11 protein-coding genes and 1 riboswitch are annotated in these 16,866 nt (G+C 28.6%); of the genes, 8 read left to right on the plus strand and 3 right to left on the minus strand.

Annotation, left to right across the window (positions count from 1 at the left end; all coding sequences use genetic code 4):
- The first annotated feature begins 117 nt into the window (after positions 1–117).
- The 7 genes from Q8852_RS01595 (at position 118) to Q8852_RS01625 (ending at position 10,885) form a co-directional block, all read left to right on the plus strand.
- On the plus strand, positions 118–2,766 hold the full coding sequence (locus tag Q8852_RS01595; RefSeq protein WP_305938244.1) for a P68 family surface lipoprotein: 2,649 nt from the start codon (positions 118–120) through the stop codon (positions 2,764–2,766).
- A 97-nt stretch (positions 2,767–2,863) separates the two neighbouring features.
- Positions 2,864–4,252: a thermonuclease family protein gene (locus Q8852_RS01600; protein ID WP_305938245.1), complete on the plus strand. Its 1,389-nt coding sequence runs from the start codon at positions 2,864–2,866 to the stop codon at positions 4,250–4,252.
- Between the two features lie 117 nt (positions 4,253–4,369).
- Positions 4,370–6,460, plus strand: a complete 2,091-nt coding sequence (locus Q8852_RS01605) for an ATP-binding cassette domain-containing protein (protein WP_305938246.1) — start codon at positions 4,370–4,372, stop codon at positions 6,458–6,460.
- Complete coding sequence (locus Q8852_RS01610; RefSeq protein ID WP_305938247.1) at positions 6,444–7,493, plus strand: carbohydrate ABC transporter permease; 1,050 nt, start codon at positions 6,444–6,446, stop codon at positions 7,491–7,493. Before Q8852_RS01605 ends, Q8852_RS01610 begins: the two co-directional genes overlap by 17 nt.
- Complete coding sequence (locus tag Q8852_RS01615) at positions 7,438–8,463, plus strand: carbohydrate ABC transporter permease (RefSeq protein ID WP_305938248.1); 1,026 nt, start codon at positions 7,438–7,440, stop codon at positions 8,461–8,463. The genes Q8852_RS01610 and Q8852_RS01615 overlap by 56 nt, the downstream gene beginning before the upstream one ends.
- Before the next feature lie 2 nt (positions 8,464–8,465).
- On the plus strand, positions 8,466–8,741 hold the full coding sequence (locus tag Q8852_RS01620) for a hypothetical protein (protein WP_305938249.1): 276 nt from the start codon (positions 8,466–8,468) through the stop codon (positions 8,739–8,741).
- A gap of 5 nt (positions 8,742–8,746) precedes the next feature.
- Complete coding sequence (locus Q8852_RS01625; RefSeq protein ID WP_305938250.1) at positions 8,747–10,885, plus strand: hypothetical protein; 2,139 nt, start codon at positions 8,747–8,749, stop codon at positions 10,883–10,885.
- A gap of 346 nt (positions 10,886–11,231) precedes the next feature.
- Here Q8852_RS01625 and Q8852_RS01630 read toward each other — a convergent pair whose 3' ends face one another.
- The 3 genes from Q8852_RS01630 to Q8852_RS01640 form a co-directional block, all read right to left on the minus strand.
- Complete coding sequence (locus Q8852_RS01630; protein WP_305938251.1) at positions 11,232–12,881, minus strand: IS1634 family transposase; 1,650 nt, start codon at positions 12,879–12,881, stop codon at positions 11,232–11,234.
- A gap of 178 nt (positions 12,882–13,059) precedes the next feature.
- Complete coding sequence (locus Q8852_RS01635) at positions 13,060–13,719, minus strand: chromate transporter (protein ID WP_305938252.1); 660 nt, start codon at positions 13,717–13,719, stop codon at positions 13,060–13,062.
- Positions 13,704–14,450, minus strand: coding sequence for a chromate transporter (locus tag Q8852_RS01640; protein ID WP_305938253.1), 747 nt, complete (start codon positions 14,448–14,450; stop codon positions 13,704–13,706). Before Q8852_RS01640 ends, Q8852_RS01635 begins: the two co-directional genes overlap by 16 nt.
- Before the next feature lie 307 nt (positions 14,451–14,757).
- Positions 14,758–14,925: riboswitch (Lysine riboswitch) on the plus strand.
- Between the two features lie 102 nt (positions 14,926–15,027).
- Here Q8852_RS01640 and pepF point away from each other — a divergent pair.
- A complete protein-coding gene (pepF, locus tag Q8852_RS01645; protein ID WP_305938254.1) occupies positions 15,028–16,866 on the plus strand; it encodes an oligoendopeptidase F in 1,839 nt (612 codons plus the stop codon).

The raw sequence follows: 16,866 nt of genomic DNA on the forward strand, positions 1-16,866 counted from the left end.
ACATTATAATTATTTATAGAAACGTAGAACAACTACAAAACAAAGAAAAAGCTTTCTAGCGTTTCTTTTTAATATGAAAATTCGCAAAACAAAGTTTTGCAAAGGAGTTTTATTTATATGAATTTAAAAATTAAAAATATTTTATTAGGAGCTGGTTCTTTAATCGGGATTTCAACAATAGCTCTTACAGCAAGCTGTCAAAAGACTGGAAAAGGTGATATTGATATCGTTGATGAAGTACCACCATATATGACTAATAAAACCATGGGTAAAGTTACTTTATTAGGAAGAACTTCTACAGAATACCAACGTGCAATGAATTCAACAGGTAATTCTGCTAAAAACCCTGCACAAAATGGTTTCAAACAAAAAGTTAGAGATAGTATTGTTATCGCTCATACATTTGGAGAAAACGGTTCTCAAGGTAAAGCTTTAGCTACATTAGCTGAAACTTATAATGCTCAAATTAAAATAATGAAAGAAGAGCTTAAGAAATATGTGGAAGCGCATCCAGATGATAAAGATGCTATTAAATTTACACCATCAAATCAAATTTCTATTTATGCTAAACCTGTTACATTAAAAAACATTGGTTCAGGTTATTCAGCGGGAGCTCAAAAGGTTAATCTTGACCTTACAACACGTAATGCTTCTCAATTCTACGATTTAGTATTTAACTATGCACCGGTTGCATCATCATTAGGAAACAACGGAATGCTTTTAAGTTTTAACTCAAAAGATTCTGCTAAATTAAATACTGACTTAACAGACTTCTCTGAACAATTTACAGTTATTAATGCTGAAACACAATATATTGACAACATGTCTTCATGAATTTTACCAGCATTCAAGAGTACAAACGTTGTTGCTATTAATGCGCCTGTATTAAACTATATTTACCAAACTATTTTAACAAATGGTGGGGTTATTAAAGCAGGTGATACTGTAATGGAAGCTCAAGTTAAAGAATTACAAGAAAAAGGTAAAAATGATAATCAATCTGTAGCTGCTTTATGAGGTAAAACAGTTTCAAATATTGCTGAAATTTTAAAACCTAATGGAAAAGCTTATGAATTATCATCATCAATATGAAACAATTACAAAGAATTAATTGAATTCGCAAAATTAGCTCAATCATTATTTGAAAATACTTCACAAAATGGTGCTCAATCTGACCTTCACGTATTTGGTGTTGATAGTGCTACATCATTATATGAACAAGCATTATATGCAGATTTAGGTGCTGACTCATCAAAAATGATTCAAGCCGTGGAAATTAACCCAGGAAACAAATCAGTTCAAATTAGTTACAGACCACTTGAAAATACTCAATCAGATGCATATTCAAAATCACGTCAAATTTATGATGTATTAACACAAGCTGTTCAAAATGGTGGAGTTAAATTATTCCCTGGTGGGCAATTCTCATCTGGTGACCAAACAAAACACAGATTTGCATTTTCAATTGGTTCAACAGCCGGATATACACATAACTTTGTTGCTGAAAAAGAAAAAATTACAATTGACTTCGTAAATTCAAAAACAGGAAGAATTATTAATGGTTTAGGATTTGAAACAAGTTATAGTGTTACATTTAACAATGTTTCAGGTAATAAATCAGGAGTTGTTACTCTTAAAGCTGCAACAGATGGTACAGAATCTACACCAACAGGAAAATTAGAAAACTTCAATGATATTAAACCACTTTATACATTTGGAGCAAAATCTAATGGATTATTTGCTGCAGAAATTACAAAAGCAGTAAATAAAGAAAATCAAAACTTTGAACTTCCTCAATATGCTATTATGTTTGATACAAAACAAGATCAAACAAAATTTATGGAAGGACTTAAATCAAAAAAAATTGATTTATCAAAAGCTGTAATGATTGGTTTCCCAGCATTTAGTAATGCTTCAACAGCAAACCAAAAAGCTTTCACAGATGCATTAGATAAGATGGGTGCAGTTTATGCAAACACAACAACAACAGGTGCTAAATCACCAACATTAAATGTTGTATTCCCTAATGCTTTAGTTCAAACTAAAGCAGCACAACCTGCTGTACCAGAACAACCAGCACAAGATGGAAAACCAGCAGTTAAAGGAAAATCTGCTAAACCAGCAGAATTTGGATTCTCAGATGCATTTTATGACTTATTAGCACAAAATGGATTTGTTAAAAAAGTTTTAGCAAAAACAGACTTCTTAGAAAAAGAAGAATTAGTTTCATTACCAACACCAGGTAAATGAGTTTCTACAGATGCTAAGAATGTTATTTTTGCTCAAGGACCATCTATTATTGGTATTAAATCAAACCCAACAGATGAAACTGCAACAAAAGCATTTGTTAAATGATTAATAACATCAACAAAAACTTATGATACTTTAGGAATTAACAAAGACTTCAAAAACAAACAAGATAAAGGTACACCAGCAACACCAAGAGATTTCGTTCAAAGCAACATGAGTTACATCATGCCTTACAAAGACTTCCAAAATGCTACAAGTCTAGATTTCATGGGAACAGGAAATAAAACAAATGACTACTTAAGAGTTGCATTTAATTTATTTAAAAATGCTGCAAACAACCCAGATCAATATGCTATTTTTGAAGAACCTGGTTCATTAATTGCTGACTCATTTAGAGCAGGAATCGATGGAGCTTGAGACGGATTACAAAAAACAATTTCAAATGGTGAAAAAGCTCAAGATTTCACAAGCTTTATTAACAAAATTACAAGCAACATCCAAACAAACAAGAATTAGTTAAAGTGATTCAAATAAATATAATTTGTTAGGTGCTCCTAATGAATTATATTTTTTGCTTATTATAAAGATTTAAATAATTAAAAAAGGAGATTATATGAACTTTAAATTAAAGAAGTTTTTATTAATTGGTACAGTTCTCCCAATTACAATGATTGCTACTCCAGCAATTGCTGTTTCTTGTGATTTTACGCCTATTAAAGAAGCTTATTCACAAAATAAAAGAATAAATTATTCAAAAGACACAGTTATAAAAACATTTAATGTTGACTTCAAATCTAAATATTCATTTAAGTTTACAATTGATGAAAATGCTGAAAGTAAAATTAAAACAGCAAAAGTAGAGCCTGTAAAACGTTTAGCTGGATTAGCGGTTCAAAATTTTAATAATGCATTAGAAGAATTAACAAATGATATTAATAAAATAGTATCTGATAACTTTAAAATTAAATATGAAAAACAAGAAGGTTCAACATATCTTTTACCAAGTGTTTCAAGATTTAGTAATGTACCAAGAGAATTTCATATTAATGTAAAAAACCCAAATGGTAACACCGTTGTTCTTAAATATGTTTTAAAATCATTTGATCAATCATTTAAAAATTGAGAAACAGGTCTTAAATTAGGGGTTAAAGGTCAAAACGATCAAGACGCTGCACTTGAATTAAAAAACCTTGATGCATTAACAAACTTTGTTTACATGCCTTTTATAAATAAAAATACTGAAGTTGTTGAATTATCATCTTCTGTAACATTTTCAGAAGAAGTAACAATTAATCCTTTATTAAGCGAATATCCAACAACTATCCAACCTCAAAACTTCAAATCAACAAATATAGATTGAAACAAAATGGATCCATCATCATACTTCGATGGAGCTATTACAAGTGTCGCAGATGGTGATACATTTACTGTGCAAGCAAGTGCAGATAAAACAGTTGGAAATAATGTTGGGCTAATTGAAAAAGGTAGTTCACATGTAATTAGATTAGCAGGTATTGATACACCTGAGAAAGCTGTTGGTGGAAAAGATGGAGCAACAAATTCTGCGCCATTTGAATATGCTTTTGCATTAATGCCTACACACTTTGCTGAAGGAATTTATAAACAATATGGTTCAAAAGTACGTGTTGCATTTGTGGAAGGAAAAGATACATATGGAAGATTAACAGCAGATGTGTTCTTTGGAGATAATTATCAATATTCATACAATACTGAAGTTGTTAGAGCAGGATTTACATTGCCTTTAGCAAAAGGAACTGTAACTGTAAATAATTACAACTCTTCACCTAACTCATATGAAAGTGTGATTTATCCACAAATAGCTGTAGCAATGCATGAAGCAGAAGAAGCTAAAAGAGGATTTTTCCACTACTTTGAAACACCAGGTGATATTTCAAGATTTATTTATTTAATTAAACCAAATACTTCATTTGTTCCATTTGAAGAAATTTATAACAAAATTAGCAGTACAGAAAAGAAATAATTTAGAAAATTTAATACTAAATTTAAGATATGTACAAATTTTGTACTAAAATATAATAGTATTATTATATTTCTAAAATTTTAATAATTACACATATATTGAATAGAAAGGAATTCAATGAAACTAATTAATAAATTAATTTCAGCTGTGAATGACAAAAGAATCACAGTCACTGAAGAAGATTTAAAAAGAATTAATTCATATGTTCATGAAATCGAACAAATTGATAAAGATTCAGTACCTGCTATTGAATTAAAGAATCTTAACATTGACTTTGGTGAAACATTAGCTGTAGATAATGTTAGTTTTAAGATTCCTGAAGGTAAACTAGTAACATTACTCGGGCCTTCTGGATCAGGTAAAACAACTACTCTTAATGCTATTGCTGGACTTTTAACAGCGACATCAGGTAAAATACTTTTTAAAGGTAAAGACGTTACTGATTTTACTCCTCAAAAGAGAAAAATTGGATTCGTTTTCCAAAACTATGCACTATACCCACACATGAGTGTGTATGCAAACATAGCATTCCCTTTAAAAAATGATGCCGATTGACAAAGAAGATTCTACTTAACACGTGAAAAAGCACGTAATGAAAAAAGAATCGTGTACCTCAAAAAACTAGGTGCAACAGCTGAAGAAATTGCTTCATTAAGAGAAGCATTCAATAACTGAATGATAATTTCTGAAGAAGCCGGACATAAAGTTGCTGAATTATATGCAAAATTAGTAACTAAATATGAAAAAGCGCATACAGAATATAAAATTACATTAGTACATGAAGATTCAGAAATCTCATTACTAACTAAGAATGTAATTAAAACAAACAAAAAAATTAAAGCAGATTCAAAACAAAAAATCAATACTATAAAAGAAAAATACAATTCAGATTTAGCTAATAATTTACTTCCAGCAGAATTGATTCGTGCTGAAATCCTTGAAGATGTTGAAAGAAAATTTAAATCATATCAAAGATTAACAACTAAAGAAGAAATGGAAGAAAGAATTCAAGAAATACAAGAATTCGTAAGTAAATTATTATTAGTTGATTTTAATAATTTAGTTCTTAAAGATAGAATAGCTATTGTTAAACTTGAAGAAAAAGCTTTAAAACTTCTTACAAGATATAAATTCATTATGAAGCAAGATGAAATTATTGCTAAATATACAATTTTAAAAGAAGAAACAAAAGCTAACTATTTAGAAGCTAAGAATGAATTCAAAAACATTCTTAAAACAAATGAAGAATACAAACAATTAACAGAAGATGCAAAAAAACTTCCTACAGTTGCTCGTGTTTACTATAAACAATTAACAGATCAAATATCAGAGAAATATAAATTAAATGATCTTTTAAAAGAATTAAAAAAATCTCAAAACGATTTCTTAAGCCAAGAAGAAAAAGATCAAATTAAAGAACTATCAAAAGAAGATATTTCATTAAAACAAGCAATTCATAATGAAGTTATGGAAGTTGCTTCTCGTGTCGAAATTGTTCACATTCTTCAAAAGAAACCTACAAGACTTTCAGGGGGACAACAACAACGTGTTTCTATCGCTCGTGCTATTGTTAAAAAACCTGAAATATTATTAATGGACGAACCACTTTCAAACCTTGACGCTAAGTTACGTATTTCAACTCGTCAATGAATTAGAGAAATTCAACAAGCTCTTGGAATTACAACAGTGTTTGTTACTCACGACCAAGAAGAAGCTATGTCTATTTCAGATATTGTTATCTGTATGTCTATGGCTAAAGTTCAACAAATGGGAACACCACTTGAACTATACAACAAGCCTAAAAACCAATTTGTTGCTAGATTCCTTGGTATGCCTGAAATGGGATTATTTGCCTCAGAAGTAAAAGACGGTAAATTAACTATGGCTGGTGTTGAATTACCAAAAATTAAAATTGAAGGAAATAAAGACAATATTTCATTAAATATTGGTGTTCGTTCTGAAGACTTTATTATTAAAGAAAAAGGTGATAACTATTCATTTAAAGGTAAAGTAGTTGTTCAAGAGAACTTTGGTAAAGAAAGTAAACTAGTTGTGGATGTTGAAGGAACAGGTAGAATCAACTTCTTACTTGATAACAACTATGACTTCCACGTTGGTGATGATATATTCTTTGATGTACCATTAAATAAATTACATATTTTTGATGCATCAAGTGAAGAAAGACTTCAATATGAAGTTATTAAATAATAAAGCTCACTCAGTATTACAGAAAAAACTTCCATTTTTATTTGATTGGTCAACAAAAAAACAATCAAATAAAAAATCTACTTTATCACATTCGATATTAGATGAAAGAACTCCATTGTGAAAACCTATTTTATTACTTTTACCTGGATTTATTCTTTTACTAATGTTTACAATCACACCTATGTTCTTAAACTTAATTAGTTCTTTCCAAGACAAGCAAAGTAACCCAACATTCGATAACTATGTGAAAGTATTCTCAGATCCACGTTTTGCTGTTGGGGTTAGAAACTCATTTATTTATGGTATGTTTGTTTTACCATTTGTCATGATTATTTCTTTAGTAATTTCATCTGTTATTGCTAAACTTTACAGAAAATTTGCTAAAGGATTTTGACAAACAGTGTTCTTTATGCCTTATGTAACTAATGGTGTTGCTGTCTCACTTGCATTTATTCAACTATTTGGTACATATGGATTATTAAATAAAATTTTAGGAACAAATGTTGCATGATTAGAAACTCAAGATCAATACACATTTAACGCATTAATAGCAATGATTGTTAACGGTATTTGAAATGGCCTTGCATTCAACATCTTAATCTTCACTACAGCTATGCTTGGTGTTGATAAAAACTTATATCGTTCTGCTTCAATTGATGGAACAAACGGATTTAAACAATTCTTTACAATAACACTTCCTTCAATTAAAAGCACAATTAACTTCCTAATTACATTAGGAATTATCGGAGGACTAAAAGTATTCCCACTTGCATTATTCGAAAACAAACCTGTTAATGCCTTTAACGCTGGTGGTGGTTCACTTATGCTTTATGTTTATTTACAAACACAAACAGGTGACTTCCAACTCGCTGGTGCAGCATCAATTTCATTATTCATCATAGGGGTTACATTCTCTTCAATGGTAAGGGGTGGATTCTTCATGGTGCAAACATCATTAAATAACTTAGGAGAAAGAAATGTTTGAGTTAAAGTTAAAGCTACGCAAGCGCTCGATTCAAAGAAAGCTTCGTAAGAATCAAGAAAAAGTTTCTTCACAAGTTACAGAAAAAAGTGTTGCAAAAGTTGCTGCTACCACATCACTTAAATTATTACTTTTAGTCTTCTTTGGAGTAGTTGTTCTATTCCCATTCTTCTATATGATTTCAATTTCATTTATGAACGATACAGAAGCTAGTTCATTAAAAACTGAATTCAGAATTCTACCTTCATTTTCACAAGGACTAACATATTATTCAGGAACTGGATTACAATTAGCTCCTTGAGGAGATGTTGTCGCTAACACATACAGCAGAGCTATGTCTTCAGGTTACTGAAGTGCTATGCTTCTTACATTCTTAAATGTTTTAGTTTCAGTTACATTAAAAGTATTTATTACTTTCTTAATGGGATATGCATTCTCATTACGTAATTGAAGGGGAAAGGGTGTTGTTTGATTCTTAGCCCTTGCCTTGCTTGTTCTTCCTGAAGTAGCCTTATTATCAGGACAATATCTTGTTGTTTTAAAAACAGATATGGCTGTTAAATATTTTGGTTTCTTATTTGCTGTTGCTTTACCATTCACTGCAAGTATTTTTAACACAGTAATGTATAAAAATGCTTTTGAAGCAATCCCAGGAAGAATTAAAGAAGTCTCACTTGTTGATGGAGCAGGAGGAGCAAAATACTTATTTAAAGTAGCGTTCCCAATGGTTGTTCCAACAACACTTACAATTGTAATTCTTACTGCTCTTGCTTCATGAAACTCATACTTATGACCATCAATTGTTTCAACAATTTCAACTGCAAAATTAGATGTTGTTTCTGTATGACTTTTCAAAGCAGGAATTAACCCTGATGACCCTGAGTCTGGTGCAAATGTTATGCAAAACGTAAAACTTGCAGCCAGCTTAATGGTTATCTTACCTATGTTTATTGTTTACTTAATCTTTAGAAAGAGAATCATGGCTGCTATTAGTAGACAAGGTTCAACAATCAAAGGATAGCTATGAAAAATTACAAAAGAAAAGTTATTACATGAACAGTTATTGCTGTATTAGCATTCATTGCGATAATTGGTTTATCTGTATTAATTTCACAAATTCAACCAATATTAGATTTAAATCAAAGAGTTATTTTAGATAGCAAAATTATTGATTCATATCAATATGTTAAAGCTTATTCAATAGGAGGTTTAGCATTTGCTTGTTTATTATTTGTAATGGGCTCAATAATAGCTTATTCAGGTATTAAATCATTAAATTATGTGCAAATGTTTTATTAATTAATATGAAAATTAAATTTAAAAAATTACCGCTAATTCTTGGTGCTATGACAGTTACAGGAATTATTCCGCTTAGTGCTGTTTCATGTATGTATGATGATGATCCAACAATTGTATATGCAAGAAAGTTTATCAAGGATAATGGTTTTGAAGTTAAAAAACGTATTGCTCCTAAAGAAAAACCTAATTTAGTTGAATTTGAAAACAATTTATTTAATAGTAAATTATTAATTTATACTTTTGTTAGTTTTAAAATAAGCCCACAAAGTATAGTTGAAGTAAACAATAACAATTATAAAGTCACAATAAATGATTTATATACATCAAATTTTTCAAAAAATGAAATCAATTTAAATGATAAACAAATTAAGAAAATACCAGATGCTGCTACTCAAACAAAAATTTCTGAAGCAATTAATAAGTTAAAAGCTCAAATTGCTAATTATATACAAAATGTAGCTGATTCAACATATAATCCTAATATTCCTAATCAATATAGAAACTTAAAAGGATTAATTGAGGCAGCCGCTATGCCTAGAGACGTATTTAATTCAATTAAATTCTTAGAATATGATGATGATGGAAAAGTTATTAACGATAGTGAAACTGGTAAACCTAGAGAGGATAGTGAAGCGAAAAAAATAGTTGCTGCACTTGTAGGACCTCTTAGAGAATTAAAAGATTACACATATTTAGATCAAGAACATTATAAAGAAAATATTGTTACAGAAGCAGACGCTAAAGCTGTAGTTGAGAACTTTTTAAAAGATACACCATTTTATGCAACATATTTAGAAAGCCTTAAAAATCCTGATACAGCAATTTTTAAATGGGATTCAGCAAGCTACAAAGGTACATTCAACTTCCAAAATGTTGTTAAATATTACAATTCAATTCCTACATCAGATTTACAAAAAATTCAAATGAAGTTTTTCGGTTCGCTAGATAATCTACAATTCCAAGATGTTAATAAAGAACCGATAAAATACTTTAAAGAAATTTATCAAATCATGAAAACTGCATTTGTTAACTATTCTGTAAAAGTTGATGCTAAACCAACAAGTGGTATTTCTCTTGGGTTTGCACCTGAATATTTAATTTATGGTGTTAATACAGATACTGGTGAATCATCAATTAAATATACAGTTTTTGATCCAGTTCTTAATGATGAAAGAAAAGCTATTTCTACACAAACAAAATTAACTCAACAAGAACAATCAAGTTTCTTATCAGATCCATATTTATATTTCTGAACTCATGCATATCAATTATACTTATCAAGTATGAATGATATAAATATTCAAATTTTTGATTTAGAACATCAAATAGCTGATATTAAAGCTAAAAAAACCGAAGGTGATTTAGCATCGTTGCAAGAACAATTAAATACAGCAAAAGAAATGCTTGCACCATATAATCAGTTGTTAATAAAAATCAAACAAACTTCAGAAAAAGCAATAGAATTAATAAATAAAATTAAAATTGCTTCCGATCAAGAAGGCAAAGAAGCTGAAATTGCTAAATTAAAAGAAGAGTTAAATTCTGAATTAGAAAAGATTAAAGGTAATTCAGATATTAAAGATGGAACAATCACTGGTGGTATACTTGATAATGAATTAGTTAAAAATGATATCTTAGAAGTGTTTAAGATTTTAAGCAATGAAATTGCAAAATCTACAACTACTATTTCATCACTAGCTTCATTATATTCAGAACTAATGTTTGGAAATGGTTTATATAAAATTCAATTAGTAAAAGGTGGTTATAAGGCTATTGATGATAAAATTGCAGTTTTAAAACCTCAAGTAGAACAAAAGCAAAAAGAAGTTGAAAATGCAAAATCAGATGAAGAAAAAGCAAAATTACAAACTGAACTTGAAAAATTACAAGCTGAACTTTCTCCATATGAAGATTTTGCTAAATCATTCTACTGAATAGAATTTCAAACTAGTGAAAACAAGAAATACTTCTTTGATGTTTATAAAAACTACTTATCATATCAAAGTGAATTATCAAAAGAATTCTTACCAGAATACACAAAAGATTTATCAAAATATAATATAGATAATGCTTTTTCTGAATCATTACCAGAAGGATATATAATTAATCCTGATTATAATAATGTTTCATATTTTGGAAAATAATTATTTTAAGCACATTCTCACGCTTGAGGATGTGTTTTTTTGCAGCAAAAAGCACCAGAGAGACCTCTGATGCAATGAATGTTTCCTTACCCAGCATATGGTGCGAATAATATTAATGAAATAACAATATTTATTAAGATAATTAGGAATAATGAAAATTTCTTTTTAGCTAAGTAATATGACCCGATTATTCCAACAGGCACATAAATCTTAAGAATAATATTTTTGTACCCTACAAAGTAGTTGTTTTCAGCAATTCCAGCATATCCTTTTCCTGAGTTTCGGAGTTTTAAAGGCTTAAAAAACGAATAGTCCTTAAAAATAGGGCTATTCGTATTTTTTATGTCTAAATTACTTGTACAATTTTTGAAAATATTGTTTGTATTGTTTCAAAATCAGAAATATAATCTGAATTTTGAGTATTTCGTATATAAATTTCTTCTTTTATTTGACCATCAACAACTTTTACGACTTTTTCAGCTGATTTAATTGCTTTTATAACTCTTTCATTTGAAAATCTATCAATTACGCCAGTATCTTTTAGAGTTTTGTTAACTGAGTAAAGTAAAAATTTCATGATAACAAGAGACATAAAACATAATAAAATATGTGCTTCAATATGTTTATCTGTTCAAACATACATAGGTCTAACTTGTAATGATGATTTCATTGTTCTAAAGTTTTCTTCAATCTGTCATTGTTTTGCATAAATTTCAACAATTTCTTCAGATGTTAAATCCATTCTTGACGTTTCATAAATATAATAACCGTCAAATTGACTATCTTCTTGAACTTTTTTATAGTCTAATTCATAAAACGCTTTACCAACTTTTTTGAAGAATTTATATTTCTTTCCACCAGTTAATTTACCGGTTTCAACTAATCCATTTTTGTTTTTTAATTTATTAAAATTATCAATTAAGTTTTGTCTATCAGCTTTATCTTTTAAAGCTCTTTTCTTACTAAATGTAACTATTCTACGTCTTAGTTTTCCGTTAGGACGTTTTTTATTGTATAGAGAAACAATTGTTTCTTCTTTGTATTTAAAGTTTTCATCACCTACATAGTTACTTTCATCTAAAACAAAATCTTTAAATGATTTTGCACCTGATTTTAAACGATAAGAAATTATGTAATTTATCCCTTTTTGTTCTAAAAATCTTATGTTACTTGATGTAGACATACCTTTATCGGCAATTATTGTTACATTTTTTATTTCATAAATTTTGCTCATTTCTAATACAAAAGGAATGAAAGTTTTAGAATTTGCAGTATTTCCTTTAAAGGTTTCAATATGAATAGGAATACCATTTTCATCTGTAGCCATACCGACAACAACTTGGTCTTCTTTAAATTTTCCATCTTTTGAATAACCACTATGTCTAAGACCTAAATGTGAAAAACTTTCAAAATACATAGTTGTTGAATCATAGAAAACTAGTTCAACTTTTCTTGATGTATTTTTAATAACTTTTTCGTTAATTCTTTTTAATAAGTTTTCTTTATTATCATAGATAAGATTTAATAAGGAATAATAACTATCTTTGCTAGTGTTTGGGGCATCTTCATATTTATACTTATTTTTATGTATTGAAATATAACTATTTGCATCAATTATTCTACTTGCAATTGTGTATTTTAGAATTTTATTAAGCTCTTTATGTCTTGTCTTTGGGAGTGCATCAAATATTTCGAATTTATTAATCAAATCATAAAGGATATTTATCCCATAGTTTACATTGTAAACTTCTGTTTTTGAAGAATTTAATGCGAACATAATACTTTGCTTGATTTTTTCTTTTAAATCAGTAATCGATAATGTTTCACAAACATTTTTTATTACATTTATTGGATTTGATGATAAATCTTCTAATTTTTCTAATCTACCAATACCAACTTGGTTACCATATCCTTTTCCATAACCATTTGATGTTGCAACAGAAATATATGTGTGATCTTTTCTTTTGTGTTTGATAACTATAAACTTATTTTTCATGTCTATATTATACCATTTTATACAAGTAATACAAGTAAATAAAAGGACTTTTTTAGAAGTAAATTAAAAATCCATATATCATAGATATATAAATCTTAATTAATTTGAATTTTTATAGAATTTTTAAACTAAAACTCCGAAACTCAGGAGAGAGACCTCTGATGCAATGAATGTTTCCTTACCCAGCATATGGTGCGAATAATATTAATGAAATAACAATATTTATTAAGATAATTAGGAATAATGAAAATTTCTTTTTAGCTAAGTAATATGACCCGATTATTCCAACAGGCACATAAATCTTAAGAATAATATTTTTGTATCCTACAAAGTAGTTGTTTTCAGCAATTCCAGCATATCCTTTTGTAGAAGAGTTGAAATAATATTCCGGAATTATTATAGAAATAAATAGTGAAATAGCTAATGAAATCATAATTCCAGCAACTATTGGTTTCATAACTATAAGCATATTAGCTACAAATGAATTAGTTTTAAATTTCTTAACATACTTCATAGTAATAACCATTACTATGATAGCTGGTAGGCAGAATACTAAATAAGTAATAAACATAGCAATATATCCTCATCAAGAACCATTTGCTACTACATATCCAGTAAAGAAGGCAAATTTAGTAGAAACAACTCCAGGTGTGGTATTAGCTACTGTAAAAATATTATTAATCATTGTTTCATCTAATGAATCAACCCCAAATGTTGAATGCATTAAGTTTCATAATCATTGAAATATAGGCATAAAAACTTGCCCACCGCCAAAAACAGAAAGAGAGATAAAGATAATTAATGGAATACAAACTAAAAATCCTATAAACGGTGTCATCACTTATCCTCCTTGTCTGGTAATAGGTTGATATCACACTGAATATTATGTGAAATATCAGATTCATCTAATTGTTCTTTTTCAATTTCACAAATTTTGTGTTGTTGTTCATTAAGTTGCTTTTGGCTTAAAGTTTTTTTCTTCTTGTTTGAAATGAAATACCAAATACAATAAATTCCTATAACTACCACAATAGCTATTACAGGTAAGTTATATGGTGCAGGAATAAATAAAGAATATCCTGCTGAAAATAAGAAAATAAGAATTCATAATGGAGTAGACATAGTTTTATGTGCTTGTTTAGCATATCTAACTCCAAAATTAATTAAGAATGCAATAATAGCTACTAGCACCCCAACTGAAATAATTTTTAAATACATCGGTGGTAAGTATTTAGTTAATACCACTAAGAATGCAAAAGCTAATAAAACATGCGGCAAGATAGCGAGTAAAGTTAAAATAGTTCCTTTAACCTTCCCGAGTAAACTAATAGCTATATAAGATAATGTTTGAATAACACTAGCTCCAGGCAGCATATTAGTTACAATAACAATATCATCAAATTCTTCATCAGTTAACCACTGCTTTTTAACAACTGCCTCACGCTGGATTACCGGCATTAAAGCATTTCCTCCTCCGAAACCAATAATAGTTACTTTTAGAATGAATAAAAACACTTCTCAAAAGCTAGCTTTAGGTTTTGAAGTAGGAGTTTTTTTCTTTTGTTTCATAAAACCTCCTTATTTTTCTTTATTTTATCATTTTATTTTAGCTATATCTTTTGTGTTTAAGTCAATGAATAAGGCTTAAACATATAAAATTCACAATTTAATGTGGAAAAATGTGGAAATTATATTTTTTTCTTTTTGCAAAATGTTGAGTGTGCTATAATAAGCACATGAATAAAGAAAGAAACATGACAACAACTAATAATATTATTATGATCATTCGTCGTTGACAAATTATGATGAGTGAATTTTAGTTGTGTCTGTTGGCTATAATAACAGATTACACTAAGAAATCTGTTATTGCTTTATATAAAACTATAGAGGAGCTTTTAGTAAGAGTAAATATTCGAGCAGGCATGCAAAGAAGAATATTGAAAGGATATAAAAGCCGAAGCATTTAAAGTGGCGACTTTAAAGCTGGTAGAAAAGCATAAAAGATTTCTACTCTTTGTTTGATAACATTGGTGCTATAGATTTACAAATTCTACTTTTAAATTATATTTATAGTTTTTAGGAAGGTTTTGTAGGTTTGTAGCCTACAGAACTTTCTTTTTTCATTTAAAAAATAAAGGAGATTTTTATGTCTGTAAAACAGTATAAAAAATATGCTGATGTTCCTAAACAATACCGCTGGGATCTAGAAGCTATTTTAGAAGGCAAACAATTAGAAGACTGGATACAAGAATATAAAGAAATTTCACAAAAAAGAATAAAAAATAAAGATACAAAATATAACAATGTTGAATCTTATCTTGCAGATTTAAAAGATTCAGAAGTACAAACTATTATCGATTTTAAAATCAGCAATTATTTATCAAATAACCATAATATAAATATTGTTGATCCTAAATTTAAGCAACTATCACAGGACTGAGAATTCTTACAACAACAACTGGGTGAAGAATTTGGCTCTGAAGCAAATCGCTTCTTCAAGCACATTGAACAAATGAAAGTTTGAAAAGATTTGTCTGAATTACAATTATATAAAAGAGGAATAGTTGATTTAATTGATGAATATGAACACAAACTTAGTGACGAAGTTGAAGAATATTTAATTAAATCAGCCTTAGGTGAACCTGATCCTCATAATATTTTCTCTATTTTAACCGATTCAGAATTACAATATGGTTACATTTCTTTAAGCGACAAAAAGAAAGTAAAACTTAATCCAACTAATCGTGTTAAATTCATGAAATCAAATAACAAAGAAGTTAGAAAGCAAGCTTACAACAATTATTGAAATGCTTACTATCAACATAAAGAATCATTATCAGAAACTTTATATCAGCACTTTAAACAAATTACTACTGAAGCTAAAATTAGAAATTATCCTTCAGCAGTTGAAATGTTAACTAATCCAGATAAAGTGACAAATGATATTTTACAAACTTTGTTTTCAGAAGTTTCAAGCCATTTAGATATCTTTAAAAAATATAAAAAAGCTTATAACAAGTTTTATAAAGCTAAATTTAAAGAAGATATGCAAAAATGGGACACTGCTAGGGAACTTGTTGATGTTAAAAGTCAATATACAGTAGAGGAAGCTAAAGATATTGTGTCTCATGCAACATTACCTTTTGGTGAAGAATACAACAAGCAAGTAACAAAAGCATTTAATGAAAACTGAGTTGACTATATGCCGGTGGATAATAAACGTTCTGGAGCATACTCTATTGGTGGAACATATGGAATTGAAAAGAAATATATTTTAATGAACTTTGATGGTGAATTAGGTAGTGTAGAAACCTTAGCGCATGAATTAGGTCACTCAATGCATTCATACTTTTCATCAAAATATCAACCATTAGTTAATTCACAATATCCAATTTTCTTAGCTGAAATTGCTTCTATTTTTAACGAACTAATGTTATTTGATTATTTACTTAAAACTTCAAATGATGATAAATTAAAATTTAAAATCCTTTCAAACATGATTTCAGGATTTATTGGTACAGTTCTACGTCAAGTGGAATGAGCTAATTATGAATATGATTTATACAATGCGATTTCTGAAGGAAAAGCTTCAGGTAGTTATGAATCAATTTCACACATTTACTATAATAACTCACTTAAATATAAGATAAATAAAAACAAACAAAATAAATATAAAGAAAAAGAAAACCTTGGCTGCATTTATGTACCACACTACTACTATGGGTTTTATGTATATAAATATGCAATAGGTCAATTAGTAGCTAATTTCTTCTTTGCGAAATACCAAAAAGAAGGAACTGCAGCTTTAGAAAACTATATCAATAATTTCTTAAAAGCCGGATGTTCTGATTATCCAATTGAAATTTTAAGAAAAGTTGGAGTGGACTTAAATTCCAAAGAGTTCTATGAACTAGGCTTCAACTATGTTGATAAATTAATTAAAGAATGAATAAAATTAGGCAATAAATTATTTAAAATTAAATAA

It is taken from the genome of Mycoplasma seminis (assembly GCF_030718845.1).
GTDB lineage: Bacteria > Bacillota_I > Bacilli_A > Mycoplasmatales > Metamycoplasmataceae > Mycoplasmopsis > Mycoplasmopsis seminis.